Source organism: Campylobacter sp. RM12654 (genome assembly GCF_020137585.1).
Lineage (GTDB): Bacteria > Campylobacterota > Campylobacteria > Campylobacterales > Campylobacteraceae > Campylobacter_E.
In genome coordinates this window covers 26,326-46,468 of the sequence record NZ_JACGAR010000004.1, presented here as the reverse complement: position 1 = coordinate 46,468, position 20,143 = coordinate 26,326, and the positions used below count along the sequence as shown (strand labels likewise).

Annotated in this window: 19 protein-coding genes, 1 other RNA gene and 1 pseudogene; 6 read left to right on the top strand and 15 right to left on the bottom strand. The window is 28.0% G+C overall.

Annotated features, from left to right (window positions below):
• Positions 1–29: 29 nt before the first annotated feature.
• Positions 30–866 (top strand): annotated as a pseudogene (locus AVBRAN12654_RS09510) (HAMP domain-containing protein); the annotation flags it as partial.
• 117 nt (positions 867–983) lie between these two features.
• Positions 984–1,724, top strand: coding sequence for a methyl-accepting chemotaxis protein (locus AVBRAN12654_RS09505; RefSeq protein WP_442862312.1), 741 nt, complete (start codon positions 984–986; stop codon positions 1,722–1,724).
• A gap of 358 nt (positions 1,725–2,082) precedes the next feature.
• On the opposite strand, the gene AVBRAN12654_RS02215 is transcribed toward AVBRAN12654_RS09505, so the two are convergent.
• From AVBRAN12654_RS02215 to AVBRAN12654_RS02195, 5 genes are read right to left on the bottom strand one after another with little or no spacing between them, the layout of a single operon-like run.
• Positions 2,083–3,015, bottom strand: a complete 933-nt coding sequence (locus AVBRAN12654_RS02215) for a HaeIII family restriction endonuclease (protein ID WP_239803575.1) — start codon at positions 3,013–3,015, stop codon at positions 2,083–2,085.
• Entirely contained in the window at positions 3,015–4,004 is a 990-nt protein-coding gene (locus tag AVBRAN12654_RS02210; RefSeq protein WP_239803574.1) for a DNA cytosine methyltransferase, read from the bottom strand. Before AVBRAN12654_RS02210 ends, AVBRAN12654_RS02215 begins: the two co-directional genes overlap by 1 nt.
• Before the next feature lie 43 nt (positions 4,005–4,047).
• Entirely contained in the window at positions 4,048–4,722 is a 675-nt protein-coding gene (locus AVBRAN12654_RS02205) for a methyltransferase domain-containing protein (protein WP_336613851.1), read from the bottom strand.
• Positions 4,719–5,306 carry a pimeloyl-ACP methyl esterase BioG family protein gene (locus AVBRAN12654_RS02200; RefSeq protein ID WP_336608807.1) on the bottom strand — a complete coding sequence of 196 codons (588 nt, stop codon included), beginning with the start codon at positions 5,304–5,306 and terminating at the stop codon, positions 4,719–4,721. The genes AVBRAN12654_RS02205 and AVBRAN12654_RS02200 overlap by 4 nt, the downstream gene beginning before the upstream one ends.
• A complete protein-coding gene (locus tag AVBRAN12654_RS02195) occupies positions 5,296–6,396 on the bottom strand; it encodes an aminotransferase class I/II-fold pyridoxal phosphate-dependent enzyme (RefSeq protein WP_336613850.1) in 1,101 nt (366 codons plus the stop codon). The genes AVBRAN12654_RS02200 and AVBRAN12654_RS02195 overlap by 11 nt, the downstream gene beginning before the upstream one ends.
• Before the next feature lie 48 nt (positions 6,397–6,444).
• Between AVBRAN12654_RS02195 and AVBRAN12654_RS02190 the strand changes: the two genes are divergently transcribed.
• Positions 6,445–7,731 carry an adenosylmethionine--8-amino-7-oxononanoate transaminase gene (locus AVBRAN12654_RS02190; protein ID WP_336608809.1) on the top strand — a complete coding sequence of 429 codons (1,287 nt, stop codon included), beginning with the start codon at positions 6,445–6,447 and terminating at the stop codon, positions 7,729–7,731.
• A gap of 32 nt (positions 7,732–7,763) precedes the next feature.
• Here AVBRAN12654_RS02190 and AVBRAN12654_RS02185 read toward each other — a convergent pair whose 3' ends face one another.
• The 3 genes from AVBRAN12654_RS02185 to AVBRAN12654_RS02175 all read right to left on the bottom strand — a co-directional run bounded on the left by AVBRAN12654_RS02185 (position 7,764) and on the right by AVBRAN12654_RS02175 (position 11,181).
• On the bottom strand, positions 7,764–8,843 hold the full coding sequence (locus AVBRAN12654_RS02185) for an NAD(P)/FAD-dependent oxidoreductase (RefSeq protein WP_214150434.1): 1,080 nt from the start codon (positions 8,841–8,843) through the stop codon (positions 7,764–7,766).
• A gap of 99 nt (positions 8,844–8,942) precedes the next feature.
• Positions 8,943–9,890 (bottom strand): glycosyl transferase family 90, encoded by a 948-nt coding sequence (locus AVBRAN12654_RS02180; protein WP_336613849.1) that lies wholly within the window; start codon positions 9,888–9,890, stop codon positions 8,943–8,945.
• Between the two features lie 10 nt (positions 9,891–9,900).
• Positions 9,901–11,181 carry an aminotransferase class V-fold PLP-dependent enzyme gene (locus AVBRAN12654_RS02175; RefSeq protein WP_336613848.1) on the bottom strand — a complete coding sequence of 427 codons (1,281 nt, stop codon included), beginning with the start codon at positions 11,179–11,181 and terminating at the stop codon, positions 9,901–9,903.
• A 113-nt stretch (positions 11,182–11,294) separates the two neighbouring features.
• Here AVBRAN12654_RS02175 and AVBRAN12654_RS02170 point away from each other — a divergent pair, with 113 nt between their 5' ends.
• Positions 11,295–12,038, top strand: a complete 744-nt coding sequence (locus AVBRAN12654_RS02170; protein WP_336613847.1) for an ATP-binding protein — start codon at positions 11,295–11,297, stop codon at positions 12,036–12,038.
• Position 12,039: 1 nt separating this feature from the next.
• Here AVBRAN12654_RS02170 and AVBRAN12654_RS02165 read toward each other — a convergent pair whose 3' ends face one another.
• Positions 12,040–12,405: a YbgC/FadM family acyl-CoA thioesterase gene (locus AVBRAN12654_RS02165; protein WP_336613846.1), complete on the bottom strand. Its 366-nt coding sequence runs from the start codon at positions 12,403–12,405 to the stop codon at positions 12,040–12,042.
• Positions 12,406–12,414: 9 nt separating this feature from the next.
• Positions 12,415–12,739, bottom strand: an RNA gene (rnpB, locus tag AVBRAN12654_RS02160) — RNase P RNA component class A.
• A gap of 53 nt (positions 12,740–12,792) precedes the next feature.
• Between rnpB and AVBRAN12654_RS02155 the strand changes: the two genes are divergently transcribed.
• A complete protein-coding gene (locus AVBRAN12654_RS02155) occupies positions 12,793–13,542 on the top strand; it encodes a hypothetical protein (protein ID WP_336613845.1) in 750 nt (249 codons plus the stop codon).
• 68 nt (positions 13,543–13,610) lie between these two features.
• A complete protein-coding gene (locus AVBRAN12654_RS02150) occupies positions 13,611–14,228 on the top strand; it encodes a hypothetical protein (RefSeq protein ID WP_336613844.1) in 618 nt (205 codons plus the stop codon).
• 101 nt (positions 14,229–14,329) lie between these two features.
• On the opposite strand, the gene AVBRAN12654_RS02145 is transcribed toward AVBRAN12654_RS02150, so the two are convergent.
• From AVBRAN12654_RS02145 to alaS, 5 genes are read right to left on the bottom strand one after another with little or no spacing between them, the layout of a single operon-like run.
• Positions 14,330–15,004 (bottom strand): hypothetical protein, encoded by a 675-nt coding sequence (locus AVBRAN12654_RS02145; protein ID WP_336613843.1) that lies wholly within the window; start codon positions 15,002–15,004, stop codon positions 14,330–14,332.
• Positions 14,958–15,158: a hypothetical protein gene (locus tag AVBRAN12654_RS02140; protein ID WP_336613842.1), complete on the bottom strand. Its 201-nt coding sequence runs from the start codon at positions 15,156–15,158 to the stop codon at positions 14,958–14,960. Before AVBRAN12654_RS02140 ends, AVBRAN12654_RS02145 begins: the two co-directional genes overlap by 47 nt.
• Before the next feature lie 9 nt (positions 15,159–15,167).
• On the bottom strand, positions 15,168–17,111 hold the full coding sequence (locus AVBRAN12654_RS02135) for a transglycosylase domain-containing protein (RefSeq protein WP_442862311.1): 1,944 nt from the start codon (positions 17,109–17,111) through the stop codon (positions 15,168–15,170).
• Between the two features lie 9 nt (positions 17,112–17,120).
• The gene (locus tag AVBRAN12654_RS02130; protein WP_214117112.1) at positions 17,121–17,579 is read right to left on the bottom strand and encodes a hypothetical protein; all 459 of its coding nucleotides are present in this window, start codon (positions 17,577–17,579) and stop codon (positions 17,121–17,123) included.
• A complete protein-coding gene (alaS, locus tag AVBRAN12654_RS02125) occupies positions 17,573–20,113 on the bottom strand; it encodes an alanine--tRNA ligase (protein WP_336613841.1) in 2,541 nt (846 codons plus the stop codon). Before alaS ends, AVBRAN12654_RS02130 begins: the two co-directional genes overlap by 7 nt.
• Between the last annotated feature and the right edge of the window lie 30 nt (positions 20,114–20,143).

Below are 20,143 nucleotides of genomic sequence, written 5' to 3'. Positions count from 1 at the left end.
TTAATTTAGAAATTATTATCAATAGGAGAATGAGAATGAAAATATCTCAAAAATTAGCAATTATAATTGCTGTGTCTTTAGTGATTTTATGCTCTAGTATGATTTATTTATCAAATAGTGCGATGAAATCAATTAGTGATGATACTGATGTATCTATTGAAAAATTAGTCTTAGACGATGCTTTAAAAACTGCTCAAAGCGTTGTATATAGTGTAAATCATATGACAGACCAGTTATATTTAGATTTAAAAAGTAAAGGCATTAGTAAAGAAGTATCATACAATAACACCATAAAATACTTAAGCAATATGGATTTACATAATAAATTAGTGAATTTTTTCGCAATGGATGAAGATGGAACCTACCTAGTTCATTATGTTCAAGCAAGAATTGGTAAAAATCATATAAATGACAAAGATATTTATGGAAAATACTTTATTCAAGATTTAATCAAATCATCAGCAAACCCAGATGGTGGATATGTTAAAACTAAGTTTTTTGATTCTATGATTAACAAAGAAAGAAATGTATTAATATACGCTCAAAAAGATATAGGCATGGGAATTATCTATGCTTGCACCGTGGATTTAGATGAAGGAATGAAAGAAATACAAAAAATCAACGACGATATGAACTCTCACATAAATGAATTTGGAATTAAATTCATAACATACGCAGTGATTATTGGGATAATAATACTTGCGATATTGATATTTTTTGTATTATTTCAAATCTCTAAACCACTTAATTATCTTACAAGTAGAGCTACTGAATTAAGTAGTGGAGATGGGGATTTAACTCAAAAATTACCTGTAAATGGTAAAGATGAAATAGCAGCAACAAGTAAAGCCATTAATGATTTTATAGAAAAAGTTAGATTATTAATCGTAGATGCTAAAAATATAAGTAGCGAAAATGCTAGTGTAGCAAATGAGCTTTCTCAAAGTTCTTTAAATACAGGTCAAAGTGTTGAGCAAAGCTCAGTGATAGTAAGAGATGTAGCTAATAAAGGAGATAGTGCAAACTCTACTCTAGCAATCGGAGTTAAAGCTGCAGAAGATGGTAAAAACCAATTAGTAAATGCTCTAAAATATATAAATGATGTAAATAAATCTATTTCAGAATTAAATACAAAAATTATGCAAAGTGCGAATTTAGAAGCTGAAGTATCAGATAAGATAGTAAGACTTAGTCAAGATGCTGATAATGTTAAATCTATTTTAGAAATGATAAATGATGTAGCAGACCAAACCAATCTACTTGCACTAAATGCTGCAATTGAAGCTGCAAGAGCAGGAGAGCATGGGCGTGGGTTTGCCGTAGTAGCTGATGAAGTAAGAAAATTAGCAGAAAGAACCCAGCATTCATTAGTAGAAATAAACGCAACAATAAGTGTTATAACGCAAGGTATAGAAGATGCAAGTGGTCAAATGAGCCTAAATGCAAAAAGCATTGGGGAACTGACAAAATTAGCTGATAATACTCAAAAAACTATGAACGATATGAATGAAGCTATGAATAATGTAATAGGAATTTCAAATCAAACCGTAGATGATTATATAAACACTAGCAAGGTTATGGATGATATATTATCAGGAGTTAATAATATTAATAAAATAACTCACGAAAACGCAAGAAGTGTAGAAGAAATAGCAGGGGCAGCAAATCATCTTAGCAATATTACAGAAAAATTAAACTCAAAACTAAATGAATTTAGAACTTGAGTAAATCATTTACTAGCACTAACGAAAATAGCGTGGTAGTTTAAGGTATTATGATATTTATCATTAAAGATTTTTAAATCATTTTTACCTAAAAATACCCCGCTAAAGGCATTTACTCCACTAAGTTTTAAATGCCTAAAAAGCTCAACTTAAAATAAATATTTATATATTTTAAACAATACCATTATAATAAAATTAGCAAAATATCTAAATCAAATGTTAGTAAAGCTATATTTTAAATCGTGCTAGAAGATTATCTAACCACAAAAAGCGAAGAAAATATAAAGAATGTAGAACTAATCTTAAAAAGTGGCTATGAAGTAGCTAAGAGTTGTAAAAATACCCCATTAATGGGGTATTAAAGCCAAATACAATTTATTGTAAGAACACTAACTGGCATTCCTATAATTTGAACATCAAACTTTAAACTACTTTCAACCATAGTAGAAGCATTATGAATTCTAAATGAAAATTGCCACCCATTATTTAAATAAAGCTCTAGTGTGTTTTTACTATCTTTTTTGAAATCTAAATAAATGATTTGATTTGGCAAGCATACCAAAGGAACTTCAACTTGACTTTTCTTGCCTAAATCTCCGTGCATATTATAAGCTTGTATTTGAGTTGTTTGTTTCTTATCAATACTTATTAATTTATAAAAGTCAAATTCTCCTAATAAATATTCCACCATAGATTTTGCAACTTTTCCTTGATTTAAAGCGTATTGTTGTAATATCTCGTTTCTAAAAGCATTTAATAATGAAATATATACATCATCTTTATTATGCAATTCGCTCCATTTTAAGCCTTTGCTATTATCTAAAAAATCAAAAATTGGTTTAATCTCATTCCAGTAATTATCAGAACATTTAAACCCGTACCATTTTTGACCAAAATCTAATTTTTTTGATAATCTTGAATGTTTTACAGCAAAATGATTATGCTTAATACTCAGTCCAATTTCCCAACTAATATCATTTCTTTTTATTAAAACATCTCTTACATCAGCATCCTTACCTTTATCATCTGATTGAATTGAAAGCTCCACCTCATCATTACTATTTTCTAAAATCAATGGTTCTAGTTCAAAAATTTTGCCTATTCCAGCTAAGGCGCTAGTTTTATACATATCTTTTTCAATATCATTTAAACTATCCCAAGCTTTTTTAGCTGCTTTGTAACTGCTATTTTCAATCACTTTTACTTTTCTATGTTTGCCTATTTCATACTCTAAATTAATTAAATAAGCAAATTCATAAGCTCTTCCTTGATTATTACTTTTATTACTCATTAAACTCCTTTTAGCAAATTATTGATAGCTTTTGCCATTTCATAAGCTAAATTAATCGGAACAGCATTACCTATCATTTTATAACCATCTTCAAGTTTATCGTAATAAAATTTAAAATTATCATCAAAACCTTGAACTCTAGCACACTCTCTAACACTAAGTCTTCTATATAAACTCTCAAAACCTTCTTTGAAGATATGTTTATTTTTATCCACTTTTGGCATTTTTGGAGCTTGTGGGTGTAATTGAGCTTGTCTTCCAGAAGCTTGAACGGTAAATGCTGGCTCGTTCCAAGTTCGAACCCTATTTCTACTCATAAAAATACTAGAATAAGAACCTATAAAATATTCATGATTCGGTATTTTACATTTATCACTATTCGATTTATTGTTATCTAAAGCAGGTATGGCACTATCTTTTAAATCATATATTACATCTTTAAAAGTTATTTTGTTTTTATATGGTAATGGTGTAATAAATCTTAAATTCAAATCTTTCCTAAAACCTACGTAAAAAACCCTTAACCTATCTTGAGCTACTCCATAATCACTTGCATTTACAACATTTACAAATACATCGTAACCAGCATTTTCAAACTCATAAATTATATTTTTCACAGCTTCACTATGTCTTTTTGACATCATACCTTTTACATTTTCAGCTAAAAAAAATTTAGGCTTTAAGGCTTTTAAAATTCTAATATATTCATAAAAAAGCTGTCCTCTAGGATCATCAATACCCTTCAATGTTCCTGCTTCACTCCAAGATTGGCACGGAGGTCCACCGATAATACCATCACATTTTGGAAGTTCATCAATTTTTACATCTTTAATATCCTTTTTTATAAGCTTTACTTTATGATTTTTTTCATAGGTTTCCCATATACTTTTATCATATTCATTAGCTACAAGTATCTCAAATCCAGCTTTTAAAAACCCCAAATCAAGACCACCAGCACCTGAAAATAAAGATATTATTTTTCTACTCATATTCTTCTTTCTTGATATTTTTATTTAATTCTACATTATTTTTTTAATTATTAGCACTAACGAAAATGGCGTGGTAGTTTAAGGTATTGTGATATTTATCATTAAAGATTTTTAAATCATTTTTACCTAAAAATACCCCGCTAAAGGCATTTACTCCACTAAGTTTTAAATGCCTAAAAAGCTCAATACTTGAGCTAAAATTTAGCTCATAATCTTTCTCAAAAATCTTTATATTTTTATAATACGGCTTTAAAATCCGCTCTATTTCATCAATATTTAAATACTCAAGCCCTACGCCAAAATGTTCTTTAATTTGCCAAAGATTATTCACTCCAAAAGTGCTAAAAATTAGCTTAGAATTTGATTTAGAAATTTCATTTATTAATTTTGCTAAATCAAGCCACTGAAAACACGCATTTGAAATAACTAAATCAAAATCCATTTTAGCTAAAAATGAGTTTTCAAAATCTCTTAAATCGTGCTTTACGAAAATAAATTCCTTGCCATAATCACAGCTAAAATCATTAATATCCACGCAATAAAACTCGCTAAATTCTATCTTTTTAGCCACCATTTTGCTAAACTCACCCCTATTTGAGCCAAGCTCAAGCACCCTACAAAAACGCCCATTTATTTCGCTAAGCAAAACTTCTCTCATATCATTTTGCACGATAGCATTTTTAAAATAAGTATCTTTTGCTCTTAAAAAACTTTTCATATTTCATCCCAGCTTAAAAACTCATCAAAGCAAAAATGAGAAGCATTGATTTTATTAATATTTTTAAAGCTTTTTAAAAGTGCATTTTGTGGGAAAATTTTATCATCATTTGATGAGTATGCCAAATCATAATCTTGCCAAATACAAGGCTTTTTAGAAATTTCTATAATACTTAAAAGCTCATCTTTAGGATTTTGATTAAATGCCTTATTTATCCCGCCACAATTATTTAAAAAGCTTTCTTTATCAAATCTTTTAGCCGTAATTTTAAAAAGCTTTTCGCTAATTCCAAACTCATCATCAATACCTTTTATAGTGCCATTTATCGCTATTTTTTGCACGATATTAAGCGAACTTAAATCGCACTTGCAAGACACCATAACACCCATTGAAAAAGCGATTAGTTTAATGTTTTTATAAGTTTTACAAATCTCTAAAAATCCTAAATCAAATTCCAAATAATCATAAACCATTAAAACATCATTTTTAGAAGCTAAATTATAAGCACTCGGTAAAAAGCCAAAACCACCGAAAAATAACACCAAATCACTAGAATTATTTTTATGTAAAAACTCAAATTTCATAAAAAGCCTTAGCAAAATTATCTAAATCGCTAAAATCCATACTAGCATTTATTGATAGTCTTATTCCTGTATCTTTAATAGCCACGGTTGGAGTTTTAATACTTGGAGCAAAAAAGCCTTTTTGCATAAGTTTTGCCGAGTAAAAATTAGCTTTTTCATTATCTCCTAAAACTATCATTTTTATATAACTAACGCCCTTTATTTTATCTTTTAGCAACTCGTTTAAATATGAGCTAAGATTTTGTAAATGCTCTCTTAATTTATCAAAATTAGCCAATTTTGAAAACACAAAATGTGAATAAGCTACATTAATAGGCGGTAAAGCGGTTGAATAAATTAACCCCCTAGCCTTGTTTATAAAAAAATCTTTTGCTTCTTTTGAGCAAATCATCGCAGCACCCATACTAGCAATGCTTTTGCCAAATGTAAGAACTAAAAAATCAATATCTTTTAAATATCCAAGTCCAAGCCCATTAATGCCGAGTGAACCAATACTATGTGCTTCATCAACATAAAGCATAATGTTTTTATATTTTTTCTTAAGCTCTAAAAGCTTATCAAGTGGTGCAAAATCTGCATCCATACTATATAAACTCTCGCAAATTATTATGATTTTTTCATAATTTAAATTCGTTTGCAATAATTTTTCTAAATCATTTATATCATTGTGTTTAAAGCGTTTAAAATTAGAATGCTTTATGCCATCAATGATACTTGCATGAACTTTTTTATCAGCTAAAAAAAGCGTATTTTTTAAAGTAGCTAAAGCACTTAAACAACTATAATTTAGCAAAAACCCACTGCTAAATAAAAGCGCTTCATTTTTATATAAAGATGATAAGTATTCTTCAAACAAAAAGTATTCATCTCCACCGCCACCAAGACTTCTACTAGCACTTGAGCTAAGTGCAAAATGATTTTTTAAAAATTCTCGTTCAAGCTCACCGCTACTTGCAATTCCTAAATAATCATTACTAGCAAAATTAAGCAGTCTTTTATCATTAAAAATCACAAATTTACCATCATTTTTAAATCTTTTTAGTTCTCTAAAATTATTTTCTTTTTTTAATTCATTTAATAAGTTTTGCATTTTTATCCTTTATAATAATTTTAATTAAAATTTATAAAGGAGTTATAAATGCAAGAAGAATTAGTAAAACTTGATTTAGCACATATTTGGCATCCTTGCACGCAAATGAAAGAGCACGAATTTGTGCCATTAATCCCTATAAAAAGGGCAAAAGGTGTGTATTTATATGATTTTAATGATAAATCATATATTGATTGCGTTAGCTCTTGGTGGGTAAATCTTTTCGGACATAGCAATGATTATATAAATAGCAAAATTTACGAGCAATTAAACACCTTAGAGCATATCATAATGGCTGGATTTTCTCACGAAAGCATTATAAGATTATCAAAAAGACTTACTGATTTATTACCAACTAAGCTTAATAAATGCTTTTATGCTGATAATGGCTCAAGTGCTGTTGAAGTAGCACTTAAGATGAGTTTTCATAAAAATCTTTTGCAAGGAAAATTAAAAAACAAATTTTTATCACTTAGTAATTCTTACCACGGAGAAACGATAGCTGCACTAAGCGTAAGCGATGTTGAGCTTTATAAAAAGACTTATAAACCACTTTTGCTTGAATGCTTAAACACTCCTGCACCAAGTGGGCTAGATTATGAAAATGAATTAAAAGAGCTTGAGAAATTGCTTGAAAAAGAGCATAAAAACATAAATGCCTTTATCCTTGAGCCTTTAATTCAGTGTGCAGGTTCAATGAATATGTATTCAGCTAAGTTTATTAAAAAGGCTTGTTGGTTAGCAAAATCTTATGATATTGATATAATTTTTGATGAAATTGCCGTTGGATTTGGAAGAAGCGGGACTATGTTTGCTTTAGAGCAGTGTGAAATTGTGCCTGATTTTTTATGCCTTAGTAAAGGGCTTAGCGGTGGGTATTTGCCAATTAGTGTAGTAATTACAAATGATGAAATTTATAATGAATTTTATGCTCCATATAGCGAATACAAGGCGTTTTTGCATTCACATAGCTATACAGGAAATGCACTTGCTTGTGCTGCTGCGAATGCAACTTTGGATATATTTACTAAAGATAATGTTATAAATCAAAATAAAATCAAAAGCGAGTATATAAACTCACTTTGGCAAGGATTTGCTGAATTTAAGAGTGTGCGAAATGTTAGGCATCAAGGAATGGTGTTTGCATTTGATATAGAGCATTTTAATCCTAGATTTGGGCTTGAAGTATATCTAAAAGCACTTGAATATGGGTTACTTTTAAGACCACTTGGCAATACGATTTATTTTATGCCACCTTATGTAATCAATAACGATGAGATAAATTATGTAATAAATAGCATAAAAGAGATTTTGAGATTTAAGAATTTGAAATGAGAATTTCAAATTCTTAAAATTGTTTTAATGTTTTACTTTAGAGTTTCACTCCATTCTATTTCGGTTAATTTTTTAAGACTTTTTGCCATAAAACCACTATAAGTTTTACCTAAAATAACGCCTATTGCATAGTCTTTTCCAACCGAACAAATGCTACCTTTATCATTGTATTTAAAAGGTTCATTAAACTCAATTCCTTCAAGTCTTGCATTTAGTCTTTTTGCTAGGTATTTTCCTTGCTTACAAGCAATTTGTGCAGTAGGTGCGAAATTTGAAACAATCGCTAAATCTCCTAAAACATAGCAATTATCAAAATTAGGTGCCATTAAATACTCATTTACTAAAACTCTATTATTTTTGTGATTAAAGCCACTATTTGCAATTACTTCACTACCCTTAACTCCAGCTGTAAAAATTATAGTTTTTGCTTTTATATAATTATTTTCATCGTTTAAGAATAATTTATCATCAACTTTTTTGATTATTTTATGAGAGCTTAGAACTTTTACGCCTAGATTTTCTAAATAATTTCTAGCTTTTTTAGCTAAATCTTTAGTATAAACAGGCAAAATCTCATCCATTGCTTCAACCAAATATAAATTAATGCTAATTCCTAGATTTTTGCAAGTTGTAGCGATTGAGCCACAAAGTTCTACTCCACTAAGCCCCGCACCACAAATAATTACATTTTTATTCTCATAAAGCTCAAGATTTTTATAAAGTGTTTCAGCAGTTTTTAAAGCGTTTTTATAATTTATAATATTTAAGCATTCATCAAGTCCATCAATGCCAAAGGTATTTACACTCGCACCAAGCCCAACATAAAGCTCATCATAATCATAATTTGCATTCTCGCAAATAACTTTGCCATTTTCAATACTTTTTACATTATCACAAATTAAAGTTATATCTTTAGGCAGTATGCTTTTTAGATTTATTACTATGTCTTTTTCGCTTTCTCTTGCTGCTATTTTGTGTAATTCTGTCGTTTTATAATGATAAGAATTATTGTTTATTAGTATAAATTCTGCTTTTCTTAGATTTTTCTTTTTAATCTTTTTAATTAGACTTAAATTTGCATACCCAGCACCTAAAAATACAATTTTTTTCATAAACTCTCCTTTAAAATATTTAATAAATATTAAAATATTTTTACTTTAATTCATATTAAATATTAATAAAGTTTAAAATAAAATTTATATATTTTAAATTCAATCAAATAATTCAATTACAAAATTATCTAATTTCACTTGATTTGAATAATAAAAATACTTCGCTAAAACCAAAATACCAAGCAATTCTTCTATATTAGGATTTAAAAATTGTTGTATATATTCATTTTGATTTTTAATAATATTTTTTACTAATTTATCATTAGTTAAAGCATTATCCATTACATCTAAAATATCGCTAAAATCATCTTGAATTAATAAAAAATGCTCATTAGGAATTAATTTTCCTTCCATAAACCAAGTTTCATATTTTAATCTTGGAGTAATTGCGATAGAATTTGAACTCATTATCCATTTAAGATTTGTAGCAACATCCCAGCCTTCAAGAGAGATTATAAATTTATATTTAAGCTGCTCTTCCTTGCTTAAATAACCTGACCTATTTTTCTTATTTACATTACCTAGATTTAGTCTATCACAATCTTGAAATTTATTCATAAAATCTATTCTATTTTGTTGAACACAAGCACCCCTAAAAACAGCCAAATCCACTTTATCTTTAAAATCATTTTTATCATCTAAAAAGCAAAAATGTCTTCTGCTATCAAGCTTTAAAATCACATTTTTACTATCAATTGGTCTTGATTTTGTTATGGTATTTAAAAACTCGCTAGAACAATCATAAAAGAATTTATTTATCTTTAAATCTTTATGAAAATATTTGCTAACCTTGTAAAAATCAAAAGAATATGAAGTATTTTTTAATAAGTTTTCGCCTAATTTAGAATGCTCTACATTTTCTATCTTTTTTAGCTCAAAAAAATCATTAATTTTATTGTAATAATTCAATCTATTTTTTATATGTAAAATCTCATCATTTTTTAACTTTTTTAAAGCATTTAATTTTGAAATTAATTGCATATTAAAAAACACTCTTGGAATACTTAAAGCACCAAGTCCTTTTAAATTCATAATCATTCTACTCATATTATTTTCCTTATTTTAAATTCTTATTTAGCTTTTCTATGCTTTTGCAAAGTGAGTTAATCAAATAATCAATATCGCTTAATTCGTGAGTATAATGCAAACTTATTCTTAAAAATCCAGGCTTAGCATTGAAATTTTGATTATCCACATAATTTAATAAATCATGCGCATAAGGACCAGCACAAGCACACCCAGCACGAGTTTCTATCCCATAATCATCGCTTAAGACCCTAGCTAAATCATAAGGGCTAACGCCTGTAGAATTTAGTGAAAATATAGGCAATCTATCCTTAATATTTGCAGCGTATAGTGTGATTTTGTATTTAAATTGCACTTTTTTAATGGCGTTTAAAAAATATTCTTTTAAGATATTTTCCTTTTCTTTAATCACCCCAAGCCCTATTTCATCTCTAAGTCTAAAAGCTAATTCACTTTTAATAACTTGTAAAATCGCAGGGGTTCCACCCTCTTCAAGGCTTTCAGCATCGTCTAAAAACTCATAATTGCTCCTACTAACATAACCAACCGTCCCACCAGCTGCAAATGTAGGAATTTTGCCAATAAGCTCATTTTTAATAGCTAAAAATCCACTCGTGCCAACTCCGCCTAACATTTTATGTCCTGAAAAAAACAAAGCATCAAACGGAATTTCAATATTTTCATAAGGTATAGCCGAACTTGCATCAATTGCTAACATCGCTTTATATTTTTTCGCAATTTCGCTGATTTTTGCAAGGTTTGCCCTAACTCCTGTGATATTGCTAACGGCATTAAAACTCATTATTATTTTTCTATTAGCGTTCTTTTTGCAAATTCTTTCAAGCTCGTATAAATCGCTGTTAAAATCCCTATGATTTAGCCTAATACATTCACATAAACCTTCTTTAAAACTAAGCTCATTTGAATGGTGTTCAATCGCACTAACAATTACTAAAGGCAAAGTATTTTTAGCAATATCATTAAAATAACGCTGTTTAATTAGCGGTGGAACATATATTCCTAATAATTCTTGAAATTTTTTAATAGCCGCAGTTGAGCCACTCCCACAAGCAATCAAGCTATAATTAGAATTTAATCCTAAGCTTTTTTTGATATAGCTTTTTGCGTCTTTATAGTATTTACTTGTTATTTTTGAATTTTTTGCACTATCTGAATGAGTGTTGGCGTATGTTTTTAAAATATTTTGCATTTTGAATTCAATTGATTTTAGTGCTAAAGCACTTGCTGTGTAATCAAAATATTTTGTATTTTCATCTAAAATTATGTCGCTTTTTAGCTCACTAATTTGCATTTTTGCCCTTTGTAAAAATAATTAAAGTAAAATTAGCACAAAAAAATTAAGGGGTAGTTATAGAATTTTTAGACTTTATTAAAAGATATCCGCATTTTTATTTAGACGAAGCATTGGACTTTTATTCTGTGTTTGGAGATAAGAGTTTTAAACCTAGTTTAAATGATATTAATTATTATATACACGAGCTAGTAAATACATATAATCCTTACGAATTTGAAATAAATGAAAGCGAATGCAAGGCACTAATTCACTACGCTAGAAAATCTCGCTTGGAGTTTTCTATCAACAAATACGGCTCAAGATTTAAAGCTAGAAAGAGCTTTCACTCATTGATTAATCGTGGTTTTTTAAGACTTGAATTAAATAATGATTTATTGAGTTTTAAGAGATTTTATCCACAAAATAAAGTTATTTTTAATTCTAATTACACTAGATTTTATTTTTATTTTTTAAAGGCAATGGAGAAAATAATTTTAAAAGATAAAGAATTAGCCTTAAGATTAATTAATGATAAATTTTATGAATATCAGTCGTTTATTTACGAGCAAATTGCTTGTGAGTGGTGCGAGAAGAGATTTAATATAAAAGGCATTAAGAGTATTTGGGGCAAAGATTATGAATGTGATATTTTTTATGATAATTACGAAATATCTTTATTGGGTGAAGTGAAATTTAATGGCAAAAAAATGTGTATTAGCTCGTATTCAAAACTCATTCAAAAGGCTAGATATTTGGGTTTTGAGCCTGATTATTTTATACTTTTTAGTAAAAACGGCTTTAGTAAAAAACTTCTAGCTTTAAATGATAAAAGACTAATATTAGCTAATCACGAAAATTTTAAAGAATTTATATAAATTATTTACTCAAATATTTTTTTATTTCTTCACTAATTGGAGATAGTTTGCCATCTTTTATATGAACTAATTTTATAAAAGCTTCAAAAATAGCTTTATCATCTTTATAAATTATTTGCTTTAATTCTAAACAATATTTATCAAATCCTACAAGAATATTTTTAACTTCTAAAATATCTCCTAATTTAGCAGGTGCTTTATAAATAGCCTTAATTTCTCTTAATGCAAAAGGATTTTCTTTTAATAAATCTTTTCCTTCATTAGCGAAAAACCATTCGCTCCTAGCTCTTTCACAATATTTTAAATAATTTGTATGATAGACAATCCCCATACAATCAGTATCTTCATAATAAACTCTAATTTGCATCCTAATCCTTAAAAGAGTATGGCTATAAGCCGGGTTTTGTCTTGGATAATCATTTATCTACTTACTATTTCACAATAGCACTCTAGCGAAGGGTTTAAAATATAAGATAAAAACCACCCCTTCTTGCTGCAGGTTGGGTTTATAAGCTGAATTGCTTTTACTCGCATAATCACTGGTGGGCTCTTACCCCGCCGTTTCACCTTTACCTAAAATTAGGAAGTTTATTTTCTGTTACACTTTCCCTTAGATTGCTCTAGCCATCTGTTAGATGGAACCTCATCTTATTGCAGCCCGGACTTTCCTCTTAATTAAAAGCGATTATCCACCATACTCTTACGCCATTTTAACTAAGCTTGTTTAAGATAAAGAAAATTAAAGGAGTAAAAAATGTATAAATATAATTTATATTATCCAGCGGGAAATACTACAGCTTTGGTTATTGGCATTAATAACTTAGATTTTAAAAGTATAAATAATGAGATTTTATCTAAGCATAAAGATGTTGAACAAGTTGGCTTTGTGCAAGATTATGAATTAAAAATGGCAGGTGGAGAGATTTGTTTTAATGCTTTAAGATGTGCGGGAAAGTATTTTTTAGATACTAATAATTTAAAAACTACAAAAATTAAACTAAATGATAAAGATTATTTATGCGGTATTAGTAGCAGTGATTTTATAAAAGATAATAATATTAAAAAACTATATAAAGATGATAATTTTTATTATTTAAGATTTAAAAATGAATATAAATTAAATAAGCTTGATGATGATATATATTATGTAGATTTAGGAGATATTTTTCATATTATTTATACGAAAAAATTAGATTTATCTAAAATTAATTTAAAAGAATTTGCATATTCATATTTAAAAAATAATGATTTTTTAGACAAAAAAGCAAGTGGTTTTATGTATTTACAAGGTGATTGCCTTGAGCCTATTGTCTGGGTAAGAGATATTAAGACTTTATTTTATGAGAGCGCTTGTGGGAGTGGGAGTTTTGCTAGTTATTTATATTGCAATGAAATTTTAGGTAAAAATTATTTAGCACTAAAACAACCTTCAAATGAGTATTTGTTTTTAAGAGAAGTTGATGGCTTTATAGAAATTAGCTCAATTATTAAAGATATTTTGTAAATTAATATCATATTAACATATATTTTATATATCAATTTAATAACAAATATCAAATCTAAAGGATAAAAATGCTTAAAAATATATTTTTAAAAACTCTTTTAAATATATTTTTATTAAATTATAATGCAAGTTTAAGCACAACAGATTTTTTTAAATTTTGGGGCATTTTACTTTTAATATTAAGCTCTTATATGTTTTTTGGTTTTTTAATGTTTAAAATAGGAGTAATTAAAAGTATTTTTACTTTTCAAACATATTTTATAGATATATTGATACTACCATTTTTTAGCATATTATTTTTAAGTCTTATCTATAAGGCAAATTCTTGTAAATCTTGGTTATTTTATGCTGGTTTATTTTTGATACCTTTATTTGTTTTACTTGTATTTTTTGGGGTATTTTATATAATATTAATACTTATTTTATATGTTATTATTATGATTTTTAATATAAATTCTACAAATCTTAATATAAAATTAAATAAAAAATCTTTAATTTTTAGGCTTTTAGCCATTTGTTTTTTAATTTTTATAGCATTTATATTCCCGCCTGATATAAAATTTATAAAATATGGATACGGAATTGATTATATTAGTTTTTTAACTTTTTTAAATTTTGCATTTTTAATCCCTAGTTTTGCTACTATTTTGATATATTTTCTTAAAAATTATAAAAGTTTAAAATAAGTGAATAATTTAATATTTCAACTTTATAAAATATAGCTATATATTTGATAGTAATATATAATTAAATCCTAGATTTTAAATTGAATTAGAATTTAAAATACTTAGGAATTAAAATAACTTAAAATTTTTTCTTTGTTTAAAATAAATTCTTTATCAATCTCTGTCATTTTTAATTGTGAAAAATCAAATTCATCATAAGGAATTAAATTATCTTTAGTTGCTAAATGAATACGAGATTTTTTCATTAACGGAAAATGAAGACTTATTATATTTTCTGCTTTTTTCCATTTATTTAAAGAATACAAAGACTCATAACCTTGATTATAATCCATATAAAAATGGGTATACTTATCTTTGTTTAATACCCAATGATCATCTCCTACTTTATAAAAATTCTTTAAAAAATATAATTTACCATCACTATAATGCATATTAAGAGCAGGCAAATAAATACTATCAATAATGCTTTTTGGTTGCATTAATACCTTTTTTAATGCAATTTCATTATAAATATGGTCACAATCAATTTTAATCAACCAATCATTTAATGGAATTTTATTAAGCACAAAATTATAATAAGTATCAAGTCTAAATTCTTTTGATATTTTTTGTTTATAGTTTTCTTTCCCTGCAGGAATTACTTTGTAAGGATACTCTAAAGGAATAAAATTCGGATTATTTTTGCAAAATTGTTTAATTACTTCACTAGTTCCATCATCTTTACCAAATTCATCTAAGTGATAGCCTAGAACTCCTCTTGTAATACCCCCCCCCAACTATTGTATTTAAGGTAATATTAATAGTTTCTATTTCATTATAAACCCTTATAAAAGCCCAAGGATTTATATCCTTTGGCTTTGGTTCAAATAATGATAAAAATTCATGCTTTCTTTTTAAGCAACTTCTTATATGTTTATTATAAATATTCATTTAATCTCCTTAAAACATCAATCCATCTTCTTCTTGTTGTTTTAATATATCATTTCTGCTTGCTTTTGGTAAAGGTGATTTATCTGTATAAAACCAAGTTTTACCATCAATTACTCTTTTTCCAACGCCTTTTGGTATATCAAAAGTTCTTTTAATATTTGGATTTTCTGCTAAATATTTTTGCATAAAATATCTAAATACAGGAGCAGCCGTTCTAGCACCACCTTCATAATATTTCATAGGCTTATTATTATCATTACCATACCAGGTTATTACTTGAATACTAGGCGTAAAACCTACAAACCAAGCATCTATACTTTTATTTGATGTCCCTGTTTTTCCAGCTACTTCAAGTCCTGCAATTCTTGCTGCACCACCAGTTCCGGCTGCAACAACATTTTTCATCATATCAATCATTAAATAAGCTTGTTCAGGTTTTACAAATTCTTCTGCTTCTTTGGTTTTTAACTCAATTTCATTACCAAATTTATCAGTAACTTTTGTAATCAATCTAATAGGTTGTTTTGTTCCATAATTTGAAATAATGCTATAAAGTTCAGCGTAATTATAAGGACTAACCCCAAAAGAACCTAATCCTATTGATAAATCTTGTGGAACATTTGTAAAACCAAATTTAGTAATTGTTTGATGAACAAAACTAAGGCTAGTATCAAGTAATAAGTTAATTGTAGCTAGGTTTCTACTTTTTGTAAGTGCTTCTTTAAGAGTGATTAAACCATTAAAATCTTTTCCATAATTTTTAGGCTTCCAAATCATTTTCTTACCCTGTGCATCACGAGTTTCAAATACTCTTGCAATATCAGCAATCTCGCTAGCAGGTGAATAGCCAAGATTTAAAGCTGTAAGATATACAAATGGCTTAAAGCTTGAACCCACTTGACGATTACTCATAGTAGCACGATTAAAATTACTTTTATAATAATCAACCCCACCAACTAAAGCTAAAATATCCCCACTACTAGGCTCTGTAACTATCATAGCTCCATTGATTTGGTTTAAATCTATATCTTTATCTCTTTTGATAAGTTCATCATATCCAAACTTAATAGCTTCTTCAGCTATTTTTTGAGTATTCAAATCAACACTAAGTTCAACTCTATAACCACCTGTTTTAATGTCTTCAATTCCCATAGCTTGTAATTGTCTAATAGCTTCATCTATTACATAAGGAGCTTTATTTTGGGTTAAACTCTCATCATAAACAATTGGTTTTAAAGCTACATTTTGTTTATATTCAGCTTCACTAATCCAGCCTAAATCATACATTCTTTTTAAAACCGCATTAGCTCTTGAAAGCGATAAATCAATTCTTTTTGTAGGATCATATGTGCTAGGAGCTTTTGGTAAGCCAACTAGCATAGCCATTTCTTTAAGGCTAAGTTCGTTTAATTCCTTATGAAAATACCCAGCAGCAGCTGTTTTAATCCCATAATATCCATGCCCTAAAAATATAAAGTTTAAATATCTTTCTAATATTTGTTCTTTTGTTAGATTTTTTTCAATTTCATAACTAATTATTGCTTCATTTATTTTTCTTTTAATGCTTTTTTCACTTGTTAAATAATGATTTTTCACAAGTTGTTGAGTAAGAGTTGAAGCACCTTCTGCTAAGCGACCTTTTTGAATATCTTTAATAATTGCTCTAAAAATAGCATCAATATTAATTCCTTCGTGTTCAAAAAAACTCGTATCTTCAATGGCAATTAATGCTTCAATTAGTCTTGGTGGAATTTCTTCAAATCTAGCATAAGCTCTATTTTCGTTAAAAACATTTGCAAGTAAAGTGCCATTTCTATCATAAAATTGAGTTGTAAGGTCTAAATCAAATTCCTTATAATCAATATCTTTATTTTCAACAACATTTAAAAAATATCCTAAAACAACACAGCCTAAAATTCCACAAACAGCTATAAAATAAATAATGTATTTCAAAAAATCTCCTTAAATCATAGTGCTAATGAGTAAAGCAAATAGCACACCAATACAAGAAATCAAAATATTTAACGGGATAAAATAATAAACAATTAAAGCTATTTTTTCATTACAAACTAATAATTTATTTTCTTTTTCTTTCTCACATAAAATAAATTGATAATAAATATATAATAAATTTAAAGTAGCAAAAGCATAAAGCGACCATTGTGTAGATGCTAAAGTATTAAACAATGGGTCAGAACTATTATTAATCATTACATATATAGCACTAAAAGCCATAACAGCCATTAAAACAAAAAACGCATAAAGCTGCTTTTTTAATATCCTTAGTGCTTTTTGTAAATTCTCTTCATCTTCACATAAATAAAAACCAGCATTTGCTCTAATGCCTAAATGAAGACCAATAAAGCAAATACCGGCTAATAAATGTATATAAGGTAAAACTAAGCTATCAAGCCCTAGCATATTACCTTCTTGATTTCATCTTTTGCTAAAGCTAAAGCTTCGTTGATTTTACTAATATCTTTTGCACCTGCAGTAGCAAAATCATCTCTACCGCCGCCATTTCCGCCTAAAAATTGAGCTACAATCTTAGCTAAATTTCCAGCCTTAACGCTAGTATTTTTTGAGCCAACCGCAATGCTTACTTTATCGTCTTTGCAAGTGATTAAAACAATAACAGCTTTATCAAATTTATTTTTAAACTCATCTATACCAGATTTAATATCAAGCCCGTTATATTCACTAACGCAAACATTAATTCCGTTAATAATCTCACTATTTAAATTATTAGCACCATTTTTTAAAGCGTCTTTTAGTTCTTTTATTTCATTTTTTAAATTCTCAAAACTCTTTAAAATATCATTTGTTTTTAGACTTTTTTTGATATTTTCAAATTCCGCAATCAAATTCCTTGAGTATTCTTTAGCAGCCTTACTTGCTATTGCTTCAATTCTTCTAACACCAGCACTTACTCCGCTTTCTTTTAATATTATAAAATCGCCAATTACTGAAGTATTACTAACATGAGTTCCACCACAAAGCTCAATACTATCTCCTAAAGTTAATACCCTTACTTTATCGCCATATTTTGTATCAAAAAGCGCCATTGCACCGCATTTTTTTGCACTTTCAATATCAGTTATTTGAATATTTGAATTTGTAGCTTTATAAATCATATCATTTACAATATCACTAATTTGCTTTAGCTCATCTTCGTTTAATGCACGGGTAAAATTAAAATCAAATCTAATTCTATTGTAATCAACAAATGAACCTGCTTGAGTTGCATTTTCTCCTAAAACCTTTCTTAATGCATAATGAAGCAAGTGAGTAGCACTATGATGTCTTGCGATTTCTGCTCTTCTTTCGGTATCAATTTTGATTAATAATTCATCATTTACATTAAAATCACCTAGAATTTCAACTAAAGCTAAATTAATATCAAAAAATTTCTCAACTTCAAGCACATTTGCAACTAATTTATCATTTTTATAAATACTACCTAAATCGTAATTTTGCCCACCACTTGTTGCATAAAGTGGAGTTTTATCAAACATTAGCCAAGCTTTTTTGCTTTTAATTCCAATTTTAAATTCTTCATCTAAAGCAGCTAATAATTTTGCTTTAATTTCAGTGTTTTCATATCCAACGAACTCATTTAGACCGAATTTATCTAATAATTCTTTAAAATCTCCGTGAGTTGCTTTATCCCCACTACCTTTCCAATTTGCTTTAGCTAATTCTCTTTGCTTAGCCATTAGTTCATTGAATTTGTCTTCATCAATTTTAAGATTTTTTTCTCTTAACATATCAAGAGTTAAATCAAGTGGAAAGCCATAAGTATCATATAATTTAAACGCAACTTCTCCACTAAAAATATCTTTAGTATTGTTTAATTCATCATTAAAGATTTGCATACCTTTTTCAATAGTATTTAAAAATCTCTCTTCTTCACTTAATAATTGCTCTTTTACAAAAGATTTTTTCTCATTTAAATATGTATAATGCTCTCCCATTAATTCACAAACAATATCTACTAATTTATACATAAATGCACTTTTAAATCCTAGTAAATATCCGTGTCTTAAAGCTCTTCTTACGATACGGCGTAAGACATATCCTCTACCTTCTTTATCAAATGTTACGCCTTGAGCTAGTAAAAATGTAGCTGAACGAATATGATCAGCAATTACTCTAAAACTAGCTCCACTTTTATATTCATATTTTAGGTTTGCTAAACTTGCGATTTTTTCAATTATTGGCATAAATAATGAGCTATCAAAATTGCTAAATTTTCCTTCTTTAATAGCACTTACACGCTCAAGTCCCATACCTGTATCAATGCTAGGTTTTGGTAGTTTTGTCATAGTTCCATCAGGGTGTTTTTCAAACTGCATAAAAACTAAATTCCAAATCTCAAGGAATCTATCTCCATCTCCACCCATATAATCTTCATCACTTTTAAAATTTTCTTCACCTTGGTCGTAAAAAATCTCACTACAAGGACCACATGGGCCAGTATCACCCATTTGCCAGAAATTATCTTTATCTCCAAATTTATAAATGCGTTCTTTTGCAATGTGTTTTTGCCACATATTATAAGCTTCATCATCGTTTTCATGAACGGTTACATAAAGCCTATCTTTCGGTAATTTTATAACCTCAGTTACAAATTCCCAAGCATAAGCAATTGCTTGTTCTTTAAAATAATCACCAAAAGAGAAATTTCCTAACATTTCAAAAAATGTATGATGCCTTGCAGTATAACCAACATTATCTAAGTCATTGTGCTTTCCACCTGCACGAATACAAGTTTGACAGCTTGTTTTTCTAGGTGGATTTGGGCGTGGCACTTCACCTGTAAAAATACTCTTAAAAGGAACCATTCCTGCATTTGCAAAAAGCAAAGTCGCATCATCAGGCACAAGTGGGCTTGATGGGGTAATTTCATGACCTTTACTAGCAAAAAACTCTAAAAATTCTTTTCTTATATCCATTTTTATATCCTTGAAAATTTTTTAAATCAT